The sequence below is a fragment of the Methylobacterium sp. 1030 genome (genome assembly GCF_040544715.1).
Classification (GTDB): Bacteria; Pseudomonadota; Alphaproteobacteria; order Rhizobiales; family Beijerinckiaceae; genus Methylobacterium.
The window spans coordinates 16,640-34,341 of sequence record NZ_JBEPKM010000005.1 but is presented as its reverse complement, the minus strand read 5'-3'; the positions used below and the strand labels follow the sequence as shown (position 1 = coordinate 34,341).

Annotated in this window: 15 protein-coding genes; 9 read left to right on the top strand and 6 right to left on the bottom strand. The window is 72.5% G+C overall.

Annotation, left to right across the window (positions count from 1 at the left end):
• Positions 1-25: 25 nt before the first annotated feature.
• The 4 genes from ABIC30_RS08175 to ABIC30_RS08160 all read right to left on the bottom strand — a co-directional run bounded on the left by ABIC30_RS08175 (position 26) and on the right by ABIC30_RS08160 (position 5,749).
• Positions 26-1,003 carry an FAD:protein FMN transferase gene (locus ABIC30_RS08175; RefSeq protein WP_354454654.1) on the bottom strand — a complete coding sequence of 326 codons (978 nt, stop codon included), beginning with the start codon at positions 1,001-1,003 and terminating at the stop codon, positions 26-28.
• On the bottom strand, positions 1,000-3,099 hold the full coding sequence (locus ABIC30_RS08170; RefSeq protein ID WP_354454787.1) for a 4Fe-4S binding protein: 2,100 nt from the start codon (positions 3,097-3,099) through the stop codon (positions 1,000-1,002). Before ABIC30_RS08170 ends, ABIC30_RS08175 begins: the two co-directional genes overlap by 4 nt.
• Positions 3,100-3,491: 392 nt before the next feature.
• Positions 3,492-4,499, bottom strand: a complete 1,008-nt coding sequence (locus tag ABIC30_RS08165) for a YVTN family beta-propeller repeat protein (RefSeq protein ID WP_354454652.1) — start codon at positions 4,497-4,499, stop codon at positions 3,492-3,494.
• Positions 4,496-5,749: a lanthanide ABC transporter ABC transporter substrate-binding protein PedA1 gene (locus ABIC30_RS08160; RefSeq protein ID WP_020095058.1), complete on the bottom strand. Its 1,254-nt coding sequence runs from the start codon at positions 5,747-5,749 to the stop codon at positions 4,496-4,498. The genes ABIC30_RS08165 and ABIC30_RS08160 overlap by 4 nt, the downstream gene beginning before the upstream one ends.
• 217 nt (positions 5,750-5,966) lie before the next feature.
• Between ABIC30_RS08160 and pedF the strand changes: the two genes are divergently transcribed.
• From pedF to ABIC30_RS08115, 9 genes are all read left to right on the top strand, one after another.
• Complete coding sequence (gene pedF / locus ABIC30_RS08155; RefSeq protein ID WP_020095059.1) at positions 5,967-6,395, top strand: cytochrome c-550 PedF; 429 nt, start codon at positions 5,967-5,969, stop codon at positions 6,393-6,395.
• Positions 6,385-7,245: a substrate-binding periplasmic protein gene (locus ABIC30_RS08150; protein WP_502915832.1), complete on the top strand. Its 861-nt coding sequence runs from the start codon at positions 6,385-6,387 to the stop codon at positions 7,243-7,245. The genes pedF and ABIC30_RS08150 overlap by 11 nt, the downstream gene beginning before the upstream one ends.
• 347 nt (positions 7,246-7,592) lie before the next feature.
• Positions 7,593-9,362, top strand: coding sequence for a PQQ-dependent methanol/ethanol family dehydrogenase (locus ABIC30_RS08145; RefSeq protein WP_026605230.1), 1,770 nt, complete (start codon positions 7,593-7,595; stop codon positions 9,360-9,362).
• A gap of 174 nt (positions 9,363-9,536) precedes the next feature.
• Positions 9,537-10,196 (top strand): response regulator, encoded by a 660-nt coding sequence (locus ABIC30_RS08140; RefSeq protein WP_020095062.1) that lies wholly within the window; start codon positions 9,537-9,539, stop codon positions 10,194-10,196.
• 258 nt (positions 10,197-10,454) lie between these two features.
• The gene (locus ABIC30_RS08135; RefSeq protein ID WP_020095063.1) at positions 10,455-10,586 is read left to right on the top strand and encodes a hypothetical protein; all 132 of its coding nucleotides are present in this window, start codon (positions 10,455-10,457) and stop codon (positions 10,584-10,586) included.
• Complete coding sequence (locus tag ABIC30_RS08130; protein WP_020095064.1) at positions 10,583-12,631, top strand: FUSC family protein; 2,049 nt, start codon at positions 10,583-10,585, stop codon at positions 12,629-12,631. The genes ABIC30_RS08135 and ABIC30_RS08130 overlap by 4 nt, the downstream gene beginning before the upstream one ends.
• The gene (locus ABIC30_RS08125; protein WP_026605231.1) at positions 12,628-12,837 is read left to right on the top strand and encodes a DUF1656 domain-containing protein; all 210 of its coding nucleotides are present in this window, start codon (positions 12,628-12,630) and stop codon (positions 12,835-12,837) included. Before ABIC30_RS08130 ends, ABIC30_RS08125 begins: the two co-directional genes overlap by 4 nt.
• Complete coding sequence (locus tag ABIC30_RS08120) at positions 12,834-13,760, top strand: efflux RND transporter periplasmic adaptor subunit (RefSeq protein ID WP_020095066.1); 927 nt, start codon at positions 12,834-12,836, stop codon at positions 13,758-13,760. Before ABIC30_RS08125 ends, ABIC30_RS08120 begins: the two co-directional genes overlap by 4 nt.
• Before the next feature lie 73 nt (positions 13,761-13,833).
• The gene (locus ABIC30_RS08115; protein WP_020095067.1) at positions 13,834-14,124 is read left to right on the top strand and encodes a hypothetical protein; all 291 of its coding nucleotides are present in this window, start codon (positions 13,834-13,836) and stop codon (positions 14,122-14,124) included.
• An 82-nt stretch (positions 14,125-14,206) separates the two neighbouring features.
• Here the strand turns inward: ABIC30_RS08115 and ABIC30_RS08110 are convergent, their stop codons facing one another.
• Positions 14,207-15,679: an NAD-dependent succinate-semialdehyde dehydrogenase gene (locus ABIC30_RS08110; protein WP_020095068.1), complete on the bottom strand. Its 1,473-nt coding sequence runs from the start codon at positions 15,677-15,679 to the stop codon at positions 14,207-14,209.
• Entirely contained in the window at positions 15,672-17,684 is a 2,013-nt protein-coding gene (locus ABIC30_RS08105; protein ID WP_020095069.1) for an acyl CoA:acetate/3-ketoacid CoA transferase, read from the bottom strand. The genes ABIC30_RS08110 and ABIC30_RS08105 overlap by 8 nt, the downstream gene beginning before the upstream one ends.
• Positions 17,685-17,702 lie beyond the last annotated feature (18 nt).

The window sequence follows — 17,702 nt, the reverse complement described above, 5'->3', positions numbered from 1 at the left end:
GCCCCGCACGACGGGGCCGGATGTGTCAGCCCTTCCCGGTGAAGCGCACGGCGCAGCCCGGACGGGCCGCGACGAGGTCCGCGCCGCGCGCGCGGCCCAGGACCATGCAGGCGGTCGACAGCCCGTCGGCGACGAGCCCCGTCGGCGCAGTGACCGTCACCGACGACAGGCCGCGCGGCGACCGGCCGGTGGCCGGGTCGAAGATGTGGTGGTCGGTGCGGTCGTCCGAGAAGCTCATGTTGTAGTCGCCCGAGGTCGCGGCGAAGCCCGTGAACGGCGCGATGACTGCGGCGACCGCCCCGGGATCGCGCGGATCCGCCAGCCCGAGCCGCCAGGGCGTGCCGTCGGGATGCGCGCCCGCCGCGCCGAACTCGCCGGTATCCACGAAGGCGTCCGCGATGCCGCGCGCCCGGAAAGCCGCCATGACCTGGTCGGCCGCGTAGCCCTGGATCAGGGCGTTCAGCGTCAGGGCCGTCCCGGGCTCCAGGACGATCCGGTCCGCCGCGACCCGCACGCGCCGCCAGCCGACCCGCGACAGGGCCCCCCGCAGGGCCTCCGCCCCGGGGCGCTCGCCGCGGGCGGCGGCCTGGGCCCAGACCGGCCAGAGCGGCTGGACGGTCGGGTCGAAGGCGCCGCCGGTCTCGGCCGCGAGGGCGAGCGCGAAGCGCAGCAGGGCGAGCAGGTACGGGTCGGGCGCCTCGAGGGATCCGTCCCGGTTGAGCCGCGCCAGGGCGCTGTCGGCCCGGAACAGGCTGGCGGCCGCCTCCACGGCGCGCATCGCCGCGAACCCGTCGCCGAGGGCGGCCTCGATCGCCGACGCGTCGGGCCCCGCGGCGGTCAGCGCCACGGTGGTGCCGAAGGCGAGGCCGGCGCGGGTGCGCAGCGCCAGCCCGCGCGACGCCGCGGCGGCGCGGAACGCCGCGACGCCGCCGAGCGCGGCCAGCCCCGCGGCCCCGACGAGGAGCCGGCGCCGGGCCGGCGCGAAGGGCGGCAGCGCGCTCATCCGACGGTCACCGGCCGGGGCGCGGCGCGGCGGCCCCGCTTGCGCGCCACGACCTGCGGCACGCACTGCCCGGGATCGTGGATGATCGTCACGCACTCCATGCACTGGAAGCACTCGGCGTAGTCGACCCGGCCGGAGGGCGCGATGGCGCCGTAGCGGCAGCGGACCTTGCAGAGCTGGCACGGCGAGCCGCACTCCGCCCGGCGCGGGATCCAGTCGAGGACGCGGACCCGCCCGAGGAGGGCGAGGGCGGCGCCGAGCGGGCACAGGTAGCGGCAGAAGCCCTTGTAGACGAGCAGGTTGAGCACCAGCAGCCCGGCCGCGTAGGCGACGAACGGCCACGCCCGGACGAAGTACAGGGTGACGGCGGTCTTGAACGGCTCGACCTCGGACAGGGTGTCGGCGAGGGGCGACCCCGCGGCGGCGGCACCGAGGATGCCGGCCAGCACGACGTATTTCAGCGACCGCAGCGGCCGGTCGAGGCCGGGCGGCACCGCGACCGGGCGAATGCGCAGCGGCCGGGCGAGCAGCGCGACGAGTTCCTGCAGCGCGCCGAAGGGGCAGAGCCAGCCGCAGAACGTGCCGCGCCCCCAGGCGACCAGGGCAGCCAGCGCGAAGGCCCAGAGTACCAGCGAGGGCGGGTCGTAGAGCAGGAAGGCGAGGTCGTGGGTCACGGTGGCGGCCCGCACGAGGCCGACGAGGGTCACGATCGAGAGTTGCGCCTGCGCGTACCAGCCGACGAAGCCGAGGGTCAGCGCCAGGAAGCCGAGGCGGAAGAGGGGGAAGCGGCGCTGGTCCGCCACCAGCCCGCGCTGGCGGCTCAGGACCGGCACCAGCACCGCGAGCATCAGCCCGATCAGCGCGAGTTCGGGCGCCCGGGCCCGCCAGGGGTCGGTCCAGCTCGGCCCGTCATCGGGCCGGACCCGCGTGAACAGGTCGGCGGGCAGGGCGGTCTCGACCGTGAAGGTCCGGGCGATCTTCTCCGACAGGATCTGCCCGCGCTCGCGGACGATCGTCTCGGTCAGCACCCAGGGCGCGGACGGGTCGAAGCCGGCGGCCTGGTCGATCCGCAGGATCGTCCAGGGGCCTGGCGGCAGCCCCTCGGCGAGGCCGGCGTCGCGGCGCTCCACCGCCATGTCGCGGGCGTTCACGATCAGGCCGGCCTGGCCGATCGCCAGCCGGTCGGGGACGGCGCCCAGCACGAACCGGTCGCCGACCGGGTTCTCGGGCGCGTCCTCCGGCCCGGCGCTGACGACCATCACGGCGTGGTTGCCGGGACCGAGCTCGCGCATGAGCGCGTCGTAGCGCGCCGGCCCCAGCAGGTTGCGGCCGATCGAGGGCGGGTCCAGGGCGGCGACGTAGAGGTCGGTCAGCACGGCGTCGGGCGGCCCCTCGGACGGATCGGCCACGCCGGTGCCCCGGAAGGCCGCGGCGGCGTCCGCGTTCGTGACCGTCAACCGCCGGACCCAGCCCCGGGCAAGAAGCTCGGCCAGGGACCGGGGCTCGTAGAGGTCGGGCTTCGCCTCGACCTTCAGGCCGACATTGGCCGCCCCGAAGCCGAGCTTCGCGCGGGCGACCGCCAGCGCCGAGGCCAGGATCGATTGGTTGATCACCCGGGTCGAGGCGGTGGCCATGGAGATGCCGTCGACGGTGGTCTGCGGCGCGGCGCCGGCGGCCCGCGCGTTGGGCCGCCCGACCCGGATCGCCTGCCGGGCCGACAGGCCGGCATACTGCTCGACGAAGGCGAGGAGCGGCTCCGGGCCGAGCCCCTCGAGGAAGACCGGCTCGTGGTGCGAGAGCACCGTCACGTCCCGGAAGGTGCCGTCGGGGGCGAGCGCGATCAGCAGGTCGGGGGGCGTGCCCCCGAAGCCCGGGATCGGCGCGAGGTCGACGGATTCGAACGCGTAGGCGAAGACCTCGTAGGACCCGGCCTGCTGCTTCAGGATCGGCCAGACCGGGAGCCTGTCGTCCTTCTCGCCGACCACCAGCGGGGGCGGGAAGTGGCGTTCGACGCCCGCGCGATCGAGCTGGCCGGCCCGGGCCGGGAGGGTCGGCAGGAGCAGGGCGAGAAGGAGCAGTGCGGCGCGTAGGAGCAGGCCCGCGCCCAGGCTTACCGCGGTTCGGAGCGCGGATGGGCTGGGAGACGCTGCGCTCCGCAGCGGCCGCGCCTTATCCCTCCCTCCGCCCCCGGCCGCGTCGGTCACCCATCCGGACCGAGCACTGACGCCGGCGGCAGTGCGCGACGGGCCCCCTCTCCCGAGCGGGAGAGGGTCGGGGTGAGGGACGATGAGTTTCAGGATGGAGCACGGTCTTGACCCGCGGTCGCCTCGCGCCTCGTCCCGATGGCCCTGATCCCTCACCCTGTCCCTCTCCCGCACGGGAGAGGGGACCCGAGTGTCCTTCGGCTCCGCTGTGGCCCAGCCCCCAGTGTGGATCCGGAAGCCTCCAACGAGGGAGGCGGATGCCTGGGTCCGCGTCAGCCAGACTGTCACGGCACCGCACCGGCGGCGCGCCCGTCCGTCGCCTGCGCCGAAGGCATCGGCCGCGCCGCCGCGCCCCAGGGGAAGCGGCCGACCTTCACGGTCTTGATCGGCCGGAACGTCGCGGCGTCGATCACCGTCACGTCGCCGGAGACGCCGTTGGTGGTGAAGAGCCGCGTGCCCGCCGCGTTGAGCGCGAGCTGCCAGACCCGGCGGCCGACCAGGATGTAGCTCTCCACCCGGTAGGTCGCGGTATCCACCACGGCGACCCGGTCGGACGGCCCCAGCGCCACGAAGGCGTGGCGCCCGTCCTTCGCCATCTGGATGCCCACCGGCTGGATCCGGTCGGCCGCGATCCCCTTCACGGCGAACTCGATCGTCGCGATCACCGCGCGGGTGGCGACGTCGATCACCGACACGGTGCCGCCGATCTCCGAGGACGCCCACAGCCGGGACCCGTCCGCCGTGAAGGCGGCGAAGCGCGGCCGCTGCCCGACCGGCGTCGCGTCCACGGCCGCGAGGGTCTGCGTGTCGATCCAGTGGACCATGTTGGTCGTCTCGGAGGTCGTGACGGCCGTACGGCCGTCCGGGCTGACCGCGACGCCCTCCGGCTCGATGCCGACGTCGATCTGCGCCAGCACCCGGCGGGCCTGCGCGTCCACCACCGTGGTGGTGGCGTTCTCCTCGTTGGCGATGAACAGGGTGCGCCCGTCGGGCGCCAGGGCGAACTGCTCCGGGTCCTCGCCCGAGGGCAGGTCGTGCCGGACCTGCCCGGTCTCCGGGTCGATCACCTGCACGGCGTCGGAGTCGCTGGCGCAGACGTAGAGCGACCGCCCGTCGCGCGAGAAGGTCAGCCCGCGGGGCCGACGGCCGACCGGGAAGGTGCGCAGCACCTCCAGGCTGTCGCCGTCGATCACCGAGACGGTGTTGTCGCGCTCGTTCGAGACGAAGATCTCCTCCGCCCGCGCGGGGCCCGCGAGGCAGAGCAGCAGTGCGAGGGCGGCGGGCCGGGTCATTCTGACGTCCCCGAGAAGGCGCGGCAGGCACTCTCGGGCGCGTCGAGGCCGAGCGTGTCGAGTTCCGTGCGGTGGTGGAGGAAGCCCTCGATCGGCGCCGTCGCGGTGACGGCCCCGGGCCAGAGCAGGAAGACCGGCTGGCGCAGCTGCCCGTCCCAGGCGCGGAAGCTCAGGGGGCGGCCCTTGAAGCCGCCGATCTCGAAGCCGGGCGCCGTCAGGGCGGCGCGGACCGCCGCGGGGTCGGTGCTGCGCGCCTTCACGGCCGCCTCGCCGACGACGTGCACCGCCATCCAGCCGGCCCAGTCGACGGGCCGCATGGCGCGGCCGGCGAGCTTCCGGAACCGCCCCTGGAGCTGGACGGCGGCCCAGGCCTCGACGGGCCGACCCCAGGCGGCCGGCGCGAGGCCCTGCGTGCCGACGAGGGGCCGGGGCGAGGCGGTGTTGTAGTTGAGGCTCGCGCCGAACGCGCCGGCCTCGTCGGCCACCGCGACCACGTCGTGCTCGGGCCCGCGGGTCGGCAGGGCGAACTCGCGCAGGGCCGTGTCGCGGACGTCGCCCCCCTGCGGGTCGTAGCGCGTCTCGGCGACGATCCGCGCGCCGAACTTCCTCGCGCTGCGCCGCAGCGCCTCGGCGAAGAGCGCGTCAGCTGGCGCCGGCCCGGTCACCAGCAGGATCCGGGACCAGCGCTTGAACGCCAGGAACTGCACCAGCGCGTCGGACAGCATGGCGCGGGACGGCAGGACGTGGAGCAGGTTCCGGCGGCAATCGGCGTCGCGCAGGCGCGTGTCCGGGGCGCCGATGTTAAGGAGCACGCTGCCCTTCGCCTCCGGCAGGTCGGCCAGGGCGAGGACGTCGGCGGCCGGGGCGTTGAGCACCACGAAGCGCCGGTCGGCGAGGTCCCGGAAAGCCTGGCGGATGTCGGCGGCCGGCTCGACGATCGTGGTGCCGAGGTCGAAGCCGAGGCCGAGGAACCGGCCGGTGGCGTTGGAATCGCGCAGGCCGAGTTCCGCGCCCTTGGCGCCCTCGTCGTCGGGGATCGGGTCCTCGTTGTTCAGCGGCGCCGGCCGCTCGACCCGCCGCTCCAGGTAGCGGATCGTCAGGGGCGGGCCTGCCGGCGCGGGCGCGGCCCGCCCCTGCGCGACCGGCGCCAGGGTCGCCATGGCCGCCACGGCCGCCAGCACGACGGCGCGCCGCAGGCCGGCCCATGGCCCGCCGCGCATCCCGGGCCGCCGCGCACCGGAGGACACCATCCCCGCCCGTCTCCTCCAGCCCCGCGGCGCTCGTCTTTGGCCGGGAGTCTAGGAGCGGAGTTGCGCCCTCCGATATTAGACCAAGGTGCACAAACCGGGTTTGGTGCAGCGCAACACAAGTCGTCGATGGCGCTAATCTGGCCGATCCGTACCAAAGCATAATGGGTCCGCCGCCCGGTACTTGCTAACCGTTGTGCAACGACGACGGGAGGGGCGGATGCGCACGATGAAGACGGCGGCGGGCGGCGTGCTCGCGGCGCTGGGACTGGCCCTGGCCGCCGGCGGCGCCCTCGGGCACGGCGATGTCCAGCCCCAGCCGGTCAACACCGACGGCCTCAAGCCGCTGGGCGCCGAGTGGGTCGCCGAGAACCCCTACAAGGACGACAAGCACGCCATCGCGATCGGCGCCTCGGGCTTCAACCAGAACTGCGCCCGCTGCCACGGCCTGGAGATGATCTCCGGCGGACTCGCCCCGGACCTGCGCTACCTGCCGCAGGGCAAGGAGGGCGACGAGTACTTCGTCGAGCGCATGAAGCACGGCGCCGTCATCAACGGCGTGACCAAGATGCCGGCCTTCGAGGGTGTGATCTCGCAGGAGGGCCTGTGGGCGATCCGGAGCTACATCGAGTCGAAGCATGAGGATTAGCGCACGGCTCCTTCTCGCCTGCGGCCTGCTCATGGCCCTCCGGTTCCAGCCGGAAGCGGCGGCGCGCCCCCTCGACCAGATCGTGGCCGACGGCACCCTGCGGGTGGCGGTCTACGGCGACAACGCGCCGTTCTCCGCGGAGGAGACCGGCAGGCCCCGCGGCATCGACGTCGATCTCGCCCGCGCGATCGCCGACGCGCTCAAGGTGAAGCTCGACCTGCGCGTGGTCGACGCCGGCGAGAACGTCGACGGCGACCTGCGCCTGACCCTGTGGCGCGGCGACCTCGCCGGCACGCCGCTCGCCGACCTGATGCTGCACGTGCCGACTGACCGGCAGCTCGCCCTGCGCAACGAGCAGGTGTTCTTCACGGCGCCGTATTTCGAGCAGGAGATCGCCTTCGCGTACCGCAAGGGCGCGCTGGACGGCTTCGACAGCCTCGACGACATCGGCGACCGGAGCGTCGCGCTGGAGGGCACGGGCGCCGCCGACCTGATGCTGCTGACCGCCCAGGGCGGCCGCTTCCGCCCGAACCTGAAGCACTACAGGAGCTTCGAGGAGGCCGCGAAGGCCTACCTCGCCGGCGAGGCGCCGATCCTGGCCGGGAGCCGCGCGGCGATCGCGGCGGCCCTGTTTGCCGCGAAGGTCCCGAAGGACGACAACCCGATCGCCACGGTCCCGTCGACGGGGCTGGTGAAAACGCGCTGGGAGATCGGCGGCGCGGTGAGGACCGATTCCCGCGACCTCGCCTACGCGGTCGGGGACGCGATCACGGCACTGAACGCGGAGGGTCGGCTCAGGGCGATCTGCGAGAGCTACGGCGTCACCTACGCGCCGCCGAAGGGGTATTGAGCGCATCCGTCATCGCGAGCGCAGCGAAGCGATCCAGACAGCGCGCCATCGTGGGATGCTGTGCTGCCCTGGGTCGCTTCGCTGCGCTCGCGATGACGGTAAGAGCGAACATCAGATCTCCCGAACGAGACCTCCGTCGGATTCGCGCCAATCCGAGCGCCGATCTCGACGAATACATTGCATTCGCCGGTCCGCAGAGTGGCCTTATTGGACCAATGGCCAATAAGACTTTCCTGAGAAGCCCGATAGCTTCGTCCTCCAAGGGGGCGCCCCGCGACTCGTGCGGCCCGCGTCGAAACCCGGATGCCCCGGCCACACGGACCGGGGCCGACCACGGAGGACACGTCATGAGAATGCGGACCCGGTTCCTCGCCGCGGTGGGCGTCGCCGCCCTCGTGGCGGGCGGCGCCCTGCCGGCCATGGCCCAGGGGGTCACCGAGCAGGACATCATCAACGACGCCAAGACGCCCGGCGACGTGGTCACCTACGGCCTCGGCCCGCAGGCCCAGCGCTTCAGCCCGCTGAAGACGCTCAACCGCGACAACATCAAGGGCCTCGTCCCGGCGTGGTCGTTCTCGTTCGGCGGCGAGAAGCAGCGCGGCCAGGAGAGCCAGGCGCTGGTCAAGGACGGCATCATCTACGTCACGGGCTCGTACTCGCGCATGTACGCGATCGATTCCCGCAGCGGCGAGAAGAAGTGGGAGTACGACGCCCGCCTGCCGGAGGGCATCCTGCCCTGCTGCGACGTCGTGAACCGCGGCGCCGCGCTCTACAAGGACAACGTCTACTTCGGCACGCTCGACGCCAAGCTCGTCGCGCTCAACACCAAGACCGGCAAGGTCGTCTGGCGGAAGGAGATCGACGACTTCAAGGCCGGCTACAGCTACACGGCCGCCCCGATCATCGTGAAGGGCAAGATCATCACCGGCGTGTCGGGCGGCGAGTTCGGCGTGATCGGGCGGATCGAGGCCCGCGACGCCGAGACCGGCGAGGTCGTGTGGAAGCGGCCCGTGATCGAGGGCCACATGGGCGAGCTCAACGGCAAGCCCTCGACCATGACCGGCAAGGTCAACGAGAGCTGGCCCGGCGACATGTGGAAATTCGGCGGCGGCGCCACGTGGCTCGGCGGCACCTACGATCCCGAGACCAACCTGATCTACTTCGGCACCGGCAACCCCGGCCCGTGGAACTCCTGGCTGCGGCCGGGCGACAACAAGTGGACCTCCTCGCGGCTCGCCCTCAACCCCGACAACGGCGAGATCGTCTGGGGCTTCCAGACCACCCCGCACGACGGCTGGGACTTCGACGGCGTCAACGAGTTCGTGCCGTTCGACCTGAACAAGGGCGGCAAGACCATCAAGGCCGGCGCCACCGCCGACCGCAACGGCTTCTTCTACGTCCTCGACCGGACCAACGGGAAGTTCATCTCGGCGACGCCGTTCGTCGAGAAGATCAACTGGGCCAAGGGCATCGATGAGAACGGCCGCCCGATCTACAACGAGGAGAACCGCCCCGGCGACCCGAGCAAGGCGACCGGCAACGACAAGAAGGGCAAGTCGGTCTTCGCGGTGCCGAGCTTCCTCGGCGGCAAGAACTGGATGCCGATCGGCTACAGCCCCGACACCAAGCTGTTCTACGTGCCCTCCAACGAGTGGGGCATGGATATCTGGAACGAGCCGGTGAACTACAAGAAGGGTGCCGCCTACCTCGGCGCCGGCTTCACCATCAAGCCGGTCTTCGACGACCATATCGGCTCGCTCAAGGCGATCGACCCGGCCTCCGGCAAGGTCGTGTGGGAGTACAAGAACAAGGCCCCGCTCTGGGCCGGCGTGCTCACCACCGCGGGCAACCTCGTCTTCACCGGCACGCCGGAGGGCTTCCTGAAGGCCTTCGACGCCAAGACCGGCGAGGAGGTCTGGAAGTTCCAGGTCGGGACCGGCGTGGTCTCCTCGCCGATCACCTGGGAGCAGGACGGCGAGCAGTGGGTCGGCGTCGCGGCCGGCTGGGGCGGCGCGGTGCCGCTCTGGGGCGGCGAGGTCGCCAAGTCGACGGCCGGCATCAACCAGGGCGGCAGCTTCTGGGCGTTCAAGCTGCCGAAGACGGTGGCGTCGCGCTGAAGGCGCTCAATCGGAAGCGTGCCGGCCCCCGCGGGTCGGCACGCCCAGGTCCCGGGGCCGGGCGGTCGTCTCAACACCCGCTTGCGCCCCGGGGCCGCATCGATCACCTTCGGACCTCCCGCCCGCGTATTCGGCGGATCCTGTGAGGATCTCGAGCGAAGGACCGAGGTCTCCGTGCATCTCCTGATCGTCGATGACCACCCGCTGTTCCGCGACGCCCTGGCGGCCACGATCCGCCTCGCGCACCCGGACGCGGTGCTGCACGAGGCCGACGGGATCGAGGCGGCCTGCGCGGTGCTCGCCGCGAACCGCGGCATCGACCTGACGCTCCTCGACCTGTCCATGCGCGGCGTCACCGGCTTCGACGGGCTGATCACCATCCGGGCGAGCTTCCCGCGCATCCCGATCCTGATCGTCTCCGGCCACGAGGATCCGCGCATCGTCCGCGAGGCCCTGCAGCACGGGGCGGCGGGCTTCGTCCCCAAGGCCATGGACAAGGCGACGCTCACCCGGGCGATCACCGAGGTGATGAGCGGGGCGCTGTTTCTGCCGCCCGGGCTCGCCGAGGCCGGTGCGCCCGCGCCCCGGTCCAAGAAGGCGCCACTGGCCGAGCGCCTCGCCCGGCTGACGCCGCAGCAATTGCGGGTCCTGATGATGATCCGTCAGGGCAAGCTCAACAAGCAGATCGCCCACGAGCTCCAGGTCGGCGACTCGACCGTGAAGGCGCACGTCTCGGAGATCCTGCGCAAGCTCGAGGTCATCAGCCGCACGCAGATCGTGATCGACACGGCGTCCCTCGACTTCGACCAGATCCACAACAGCCACTCGGCCTGACGACGCGATCGCGGGATCCGGCCTGCGGCTCGGGGATCGCCGCGACGGCGGCTGCGCGTCCGCACCCGCCCCGTGCAGCGACCGGATTATATGCGCCCGCCGCAGAACAAACCCAAGTTATGGGTCGACTCATTCTTCTGGCGCAGCCCTGATCCCCTCGCGGCATCCCTCAATCGAGATCGATATGAGGCTATCTATCGGCGTGCGAGCCGATTGATCCGGTGACCTCGCCGGCTCCTCGCGACGGTGGATCAGGTTGTGACCGGCATCGATGGTCCGACGACGCGCGGGCGACATCAGCAGATCGACACCCACGCCCTCCTGACCACCGGCCGCCACCGGCGCCGCGCCACCGTCGGGGCCGCGCCCGAGCCGGAGCCGGTGCCGTGACCCTCCCCGCATGGCGCGACTGGGCCTTCGCGCTGAAGACCTACGCGGCGGCGATGCTCGCCCTGTACCTCGCGCTCTGGATCGACCTGCCGCGGCCCTACTGGGCCCTCGGCACCGTCTACATCACCAGCCAGGTCCTCTCCGGCGCGACGCGCGCGAAGGCCGCGTACCGGGTCTGCGGCACCGTGCTCGGCGCGGCGGTCAGCGTCGTGCTGGTGCCGAACCTCGTGAACGCGCCGATCCTGCTGAGCCTCGCGGTGGCGCTGTGGGTCGCGCTCTGCCTCTACGTCTCCCTCCTCGACCGAACCCCCGCGAGCTACCTGCCGATGCTCGCCGGCTACACGGCGGCGCTGATCGGTTTCCCCGCCGTCGACGATCCCGGGGCGATCTTCGACACGGCGGTGGCGCGGGCCGAGGAGATCTCCCTCGGCATCGTCTGCGCCAGCCTCGCCGCCACGCTGATCCTGCCGCAATCGGCGGCCCCGCTCATCGTCGGACGGCTGAACGACTGGTCGGCGGAGGCCCGGGCCTGGATCCGGAGCGCCCTCGCGGCCGCCCGCGCGCCGGAGGCCGTTGGGCCGAGCCAGGGCCGGCGCCTGCGCCTCGCCTCGGACGCGATCGGCCTCGACGCCCTCGGCCTCGCCCTGCGCAACGAGGCGACGGGCGCGGAGCGCGCCGCCGAGGCCTTCGCGCCCCTCCGTCAGCACATGCTGATGGTCCTGCCGATCGTCGCCGCCGTGGCGGACCGCGTCGCCGCCCTCGAGCAAGCCGGCGCTGTTCCGGCGCGGGTCCGGGCCTTCCTGTCGGACCTCATCGACTGGCTCGCCGACGAGGTCGACGATCCGGATCGCGCCGCGCGGCTGCGCGACCGGATCGACGGGTTCGAGCCCGCCCTCGGCCGAGCGCCGGACTGGAACACGCTCCTCCTCGCGAGCCTCGCGGCGCGCCTGCGCGACGTCATCGACCTGCGCCAGGATCTGCGGGTACTGCGCGGCCACCTCGCGGTCGGCACCGCGCCCCGCGCGCCGCTCGCCTTCGCCTACACGGCCCGCGTCCGGTCGATCCGCCACCGGGACCACGGGCTGGCCGCGTTCTCGGCCTTCGGGGTGTTCGCGGGCCTGCTCGCCTGTTGCACCATCTGGATCGCCACCGGCTGGCCGGACGGCTCCGCGGCGCCGATGATGGGCGCGGTCGCCTGCTGCCTGTTCGCCGCGCAGGACGATCCCGCGCCGCAGATCCTGAGCTTCGCCAACTCGGCGATCGTCGGCGCCCTCGGCGCGGGCCTCTACCTGTTCGCCGTGCTGCCGCTCGCCACCTCCTTCGAGATGCTGGCGCTCGCGCTCGCACCGGCCCTGATCCTGTGCGGCCTGATGATGACGCAGCCGCGCACCGCCCCGATGGGCATGGGCGCGGCGCTGAACGGCGCGACCCTGCTGGCCCTCCAGAACGGTTACAGCGGGGACTTCGCGCCCTTCGCCAACGGGGTGATCGCCTCGGTGGTGGGCATGTGGATCGCCGCCGCGGTGACCCGGGTGATCCGCTCGGTCGGCGCCGGCTGGAGCGCGCGGCGGCTGATCGGGATCAACCGGCGCAGCCTCGCGGCCGCCGCGGACGGGCGCGGCACCGGCCACGGGCTCGAACTCGCGGCCCTCATGCTCGACCGCGTCGGCCTGATCGCGCCGCGGCTGGCGAGCCTGCCCGCGGACACGTCCGCCTCCGTGGGCGACCTGCTGGCCGATGTCCGGGTGGGCATCAACCTCGTGGAGGTTCGCCGGGTGCGCCGGCGGCTGACGGGCCCGGCCCGCAACACCGTCGACCGGGTCCTCGCGCTGGCGGCGCGCCAGCTGCGCGGCCGGACCGACCGGCCGGACGCGGCGCTGCTCGCGGCGCTGGACGAGGCGCTCGACGCCGTCGCGGGCGCGGCCCCGTCGCCGGAGCGGCGCGCCGCCCTGATCGGCCTCACCGGCCTGCGCCGCGGGCTCTTCGCCGACGCGGCGGCCTACCGGGCGGCGCCCGCCCTGGACCACCGGGAGATGGCGGCATGATGGGCGAGATCGACCTCTGCGGCGTGTTCGTGCCGGGCCTCGCCCTCTGGATGGCGCTGGCCTTCGCCCTCGGCCTGCCGCTGCGCCGCCTGCTCGCGGCGACCGGCCTCTACCGCCTCGTCTGGCACCGGCCGCTCTTCGACCTCGCCCTCTACGTCGTCCTGCTCGGCGGCGTGGTGACCCTCGCCCACCGGACCCTGCCATGACCGCCCTGTTCTCCGCCCTCGGCCGCCTCCTAGTCACCCTCGGCATGGTCGCCGCGGCGCTGATCGTCGGCCTCGGCCTGTGGGACTACTACATGGACGCCCCCTGGACCCGGGACGGGCGCGTGCGCGCCGACGTGGTGGCGGTGGCCCCCGACGTCTCCGGCCTCGTCACCGAGGTGCTGGTGGAGGACAATCAGGTCGTGCGGAAGGGCGACGTCCTGTTCCGGATCGATCCGGACCGGTTCCGCCTGGGGCTGCGGCAGGCGGAGGCGATGGTGGAGGGCCGCAAGGCGACCGCCGAGCAGGAGGCGGCCGACTACGCCCGCTACAGCAGGCTCTCCGACGCGGCGGTGTCGCAGCAGCGGGTCGAGGCCGCCAAGGCGGCCGACCTGTCGGCGCGGGCCGCCTACGAGCAGGGCTTGGCGGATCGCGACCTCGCCAAGCTCAACCTGGAACGCTCGGCGGTGCGCGCCCCGGTCAACGGCCGGATCACCAACATGGAGCTGCGGCCGGGCGCCTACGTCACCACCGGACGTGGCGTGATGGCGCTGATCGACAGCGACACCGTCCGGGTCGAGGGCTACTTCGAGGAGACGAAGCTGCCGCGGATCCGCGTCGGCGCGCCCGTGACCGTCGAGCTCATGGGCGAGGACGGGGCGCTCCGCGGCCACGTCGCCAGCATCGCCGGCGGCATCGGCGAGACCGGCCGCAGCGACGCCTCCAACCTGCTCGCGAACGTGAACCCGACCTTCTCGTGGGTGCGCCTCGCCCAGCGCATCCCGGTGCGGATCAGCCTCGACGGCGGCACGGCGGATCCGCGGCTGGTGAGCGGCCGGACCGCGACGGTCTCGATCGCGCCGGCGGCCGGCGGGGAACCCCTGCGCTGGCCCTGGACGGCGTGGCGCGAGGCGCTCGCCCGCTGAAGGCGCGACCGAACCATCCGGGCGCGCCCGGGTTGGCCTCACACCACAGCCCAACGACCTGTCAGGAGGCCCCATGTCGAAGACGATCCTCGCCCTCGCCACGTCATTCGTACTCGCCACGTCCGGGGCGGCGCTGGCCCAGGCGCCGCAGACCGGCGGCGCCAACCAGGGCAACGTCAACAAGTCCGGCGCGGTCGGCGGCACCGGGACCGGGACCGGCTCGATGGAGAGCACCGGGTCTACCGGCGCCGGCATGGCGCCCGGCACCAGCGGCGGCCCGCGGGTCAGCACGCCCGGCGCCCCCGCCGGCAGCAGCTCGGGCAACGGCGCCACCGGCAGCGGCGCTGCGCCCAGCGGGAAGTAGGCCCCGCCGGTTCTCCCTCCCACCTGCGCGGGGGGAGGGAGAACCCGTCAGGTCCCGATCCGGACCGGCGTGTGCCCCGGCCCTACGCGCCGAGCCCGCCCACGCACAGGTACTTGGTGTTCAGGTAATCCTCGATGCCCTGGTACGAGCCCTCTCGGCCGAGGCCGGATTCCTTCACGCCGCCGAAGGGCGCCACCTCGGTGGTGATGATCCCCTCGTTGATCCCGACCATGCCGTATTCCAGCGCCTCCGCGACTCGGAAGGTCCGGCCGAGGTCGCGGGTGTAGAAGTAGCAGGCGAGCCCGTACTCGGTGTCGTTGGCCATGCGGATCGCCTCCGCCTCGTCGCGGAAGCGGAACAGCGGCGCCAGCGGCCCGAAGGTCTCTTCCCGGGCCACCGCCATGGCGGGGGTGGCGCCGGTGATCACCGTCGGCTCGAAGAACTGGCCGCCCAGCGCGTGGCGGTGGCCGCCCGCCACCACCCGGCCGCCCTTCTCCACGGCGTCGCGGATATGGGCCTCGGTCTTCTCCACGGCCGCCATGTCGATCAGCGGCCCCTGGGCGACGCCGTCCTCGACGCCGTTGCCGACCTTCAGGCGGTTGGCCGCCTCGGCCATCTTCTCCGCGAAGGCGTCGTAGATCCCGTCCTGCACCAGGAACCGGTTGGTGCAGATGCAGGTCTGGCCGGAATTGCGGTACTTGGCGAGCATCGCGCCGGCCACCGCCTTGTCGAGGTCGGCGTCGTCGAACACGATGAAGGGCGCGTTGCCGCCGAGCTCCATCGAGACCTTCTTCACCGTGTGGGCGGCCTGCTCCAGCAGCACCTTGCCGACCTCGGTGGAGCCGGTGAACGTGATCTTCTTGACGAGCGGGTTGCCGGTCATCTCGGCGCCGATGGCGCGGGCCGAGCCGGTGAGGATCGAGACCGTGCCGGCCGGGAAGCCGGCGCGCTCGCACAGGACGCCCCAGGCGAGGCCGGAGAGCGGGGTCTGCGAGGCGGGCTTGATCACGATCGGGCAGCCGGCGGCCAGAGCCGGGGCGATCTTGCGGGCGATCATCGAGGACGGGAAGTTCCACGGCGTGATCGCCGCCACGACGCCGACCGGCTCCTTGGTGACGAGAATCTTGCGGTCGCCCCAGGGGGAGGGGACCACGTCGCCGTAGACGCGGCGCGCCTCTTCCGCGAACCACAGCACGTAGGCGGCCGACATGGCGACCTCGCCGCGGGACTCGGTCAGCGACTTGCCCTGCTCGGCGGTGAGGATCTGCGCCAGATCCTCCTGATGCTCGGTCACGAGCGCCGCGAGCTTGCGCAGCAGCACGGCGCGCTCGTTGGCGGTCTTGGCGCGCCACGCCGGGTAGGCCTCGTGCGCCGCCTTGATCGCCTGCCGGGTCTCGTCGGCGCCGGCATTCGGCACCTTGGCGATCAGCGCGCCGGTCGCCGGGTTGGTGACGTCGATGCTGCCGGAACCGGCCTTCGACCATGCGCCGCCGATCAGGCAGGCATCGACCAGCAGGGCGCGGTCCTTCAGGGAGGGGGTCTCGAACTCAGGCATCCAACGGTTCCTTCGGCGGCCGCGGCATGTCGGGCTGGGACATGCCGGACCGCGGCTTGAGAGGCACGCTCTGGGCCGTATTCCTCGCCTGCGCCTCGGCTTTTGTCTCGAAGACATGGGGAGCCAGGTCGCGGCTCGCCAACGAGGCGCCGAGTTTCAATCGCAAGAACGCGCTCGTGGTATACCGGGACGCGGTCTCGTAATAGCGGTTTTCGAGATAGGCGATCGCCGAGAAGTAGGCGTCGCTCACCGTCGGGTCGATCTCGAACCCGTCGTAATTGGCGATCAGGTGGACCTTCCTGCCGATCTCCTGGCAGGCGCGCTCGTATTCGCGGCGCACCAGCTCGACGTCGTCGATGGTCCGGACCTGGAAGCCCTCGAGGTTCGAGAACAGGATGTTGCGCTCCGGGTCGTAGCTGATCCGCTCCGACAGCGAGAGGCCCAGCAGCCAGGGCTCCAGCGCCATCACGGACTCGCGGAACAGGCGCGGATCCATCGGCTGCGGATCCTGCACGATTGGGGTGAAGCCCATCTGGCCGAGGATGTCGCGCGCGATGTCGATGCCCGGCGCGACCTCGACCAGCTCCATGCCGGCCCGCGTCCGGCGGAACACGCAGCGCTCGGTCACGTAGAGCACCGGCTGGCCGCGCTCGGCCGCGTAGGCCCCCGAGAAGGTCACCTGCTCGACCGCGGCGATGAATTTCCGCGAGCGGCCCTCGCTGAGGATCCGGATACCGCCGTCCTCCACCGCCACCTTGAGGCCGTCGGCCGTGAACGTGCCGGCGAAGACGAGGCTCTTGGCGTTCTGCGAGATGTTGATGAACCCGCCCGCGCCCGCGAGCTTCTTGCCGAACCGGCTGACGTTGACGTTGCCCTCGGCGTCGCACTGGGCGAGGCCCAGGCAGGCGAGATCGAGGCCGCCGCCGTCGTAGAAGTCGAACTGCTGGTTCTGGTGCAGCACCGCGGCCGGGTTGAGGGCGGCGCCGAAATCCAGCCCACCCTGCGGCAGGCCGCCGATCACGCCGGGCTCGGCGGTCAGCGTCAGGTATTTCAGCACCCGCTCCTCGGCGGCGACCGCCGCGACGCCCTCGGGCATGCCGATACCGAGATTGACCACGCCGCCCGGCGGGAGCTCGAAGGCGCAGCGCCGGGCGATGACCTTGCGGGTGTCGAGCGGCATCGGGGCGATCCGGTCGAGCGGCACGCGCTGGCGGCCCGTGAAGGCGTGGTTGTAGGGCGTGCCGTAGGTCTGGCGGTGGTTCTCGGGCGTGCTGAGCACCACGCAATCGACCAGCACGCCGGGCACCTGCACCTCGCGCGGGTTGAGAGAGCCGGCCTCGGCGAGCCGCTCGACCTGGGCGATGACGAAGCCACCCGAGTTCTTCGCCGCCATGGCGGCGGCGAGGTTGTCGAGGGTGAGCGCCTCGCGCTCCATGGTAATGTTGCCGGCGGGGTCGGCCGTGGTGCCGCGGATCAGCGCGACGTTGACCGGGAAGGCCTTGTAGTGGAGCCAGGCCTCGCCGCCGAGCTCGACCACGCTGACGAGGTCTTCCTGCGTCACGGCGTTGAGCTTGCCGCCCTCCAGACGGGGGTCGACGAAGGTGCGTAACCCCACTTTGGTGATGTGGCCCGGCGTGTGGGCGGCGATCTCGCGGTAGAGGTGCGAGACCACGCCGAGCGGCAGGTTGTAGGCCTCGATCTCGCCCGCCACCGCCATGGCGCCGAGCTTCGGCACGAGCGCCCAGTGGCCGCCGACGACGCGGCGGACGAGGCCCGGGATCGCGAGCTTGTTGAGGCCGCGCTCCTTGCCGTCGCCGGGGGCGGCGGCGAACATCAGGCCGATCCCGTGCGGGCCGTTGCCGGATTCGAAGCGGCGGGCGAGCGCCAGGATCAGCTCGTCGGGCGTGCCGATCCCGACGAAGCCCGAGACCGCCACCATGTCGCCGTCCTGCAGGATGGCGGCGGCCTCGTCGGCGCTGACGATCTTGTTCTTCAGGCTGCCCATGCGGCACTCCCCCGAGCC

Coding starts and splice junctions, on each gene's coding strand:
- ABIC30_RS08175 (WP_354454654.1), bottom strand. CDS start 1,003: ATGAGCGCGCTGCCGCCCTTCGCGCCGGCCCGGCGCCGGCTCCTCGTC.
- ABIC30_RS08165 (WP_354454652.1), bottom strand. CDS start 4,499: ATGACCCGGCCCGCCGCCCTCGCACTGCTGCTCTGCCTCGCGGGCCCC.
- ABIC30_RS08160 (WP_020095058.1), bottom strand. CDS start 5,749: ATGGTGTCCTCCGGTGCGCGGCGGCCCGGGATGCGCGGCGGGCCATGG.
- pedF (WP_020095059.1), top strand. CDS start 5,967: ATGCGCACGATGAAGACGGCGGCGGGCGGCGTGCTCGCGGCGCTGGGA.
- ABIC30_RS08150 (WP_502915832.1), top strand. CDS start 6,385: ATGAGGATTAGCGCACGGCTCCTTCTCGCCTGCGGCCTGCTCATGGCC.
- ABIC30_RS08145 (WP_026605230.1), top strand. CDS start 7,593: ATGAGAATGCGGACCCGGTTCCTCGCCGCGGTGGGCGTCGCCGCCCTC.
- ABIC30_RS08125 (WP_026605231.1), top strand. CDS start 12,628: ATGATGGGCGAGATCGACCTCTGCGGCGTGTTCGTGCCGGGCCTCGCC.
- ABIC30_RS08120 (WP_020095066.1), top strand. CDS start 12,834: ATGACCGCCCTGTTCTCCGCCCTCGGCCGCCTCCTAGTCACCCTCGGC.
- ABIC30_RS08115 (WP_020095067.1), top strand. CDS start 13,834: ATGTCGAAGACGATCCTCGCCCTCGCCACGTCATTCGTACTCGCCACG.
- ABIC30_RS08110 (WP_020095068.1), bottom strand. CDS start 15,679: ATGCCTGAGTTCGAGACCCCCTCCCTGAAGGACCGCGCCCTGCTGGTC.
- ABIC30_RS08105 (WP_020095069.1), bottom strand. CDS start 17,684: ATGGGCAGCCTGAAGAACAAGATCGTCAGCGCCGACGAGGCCGCCGCC.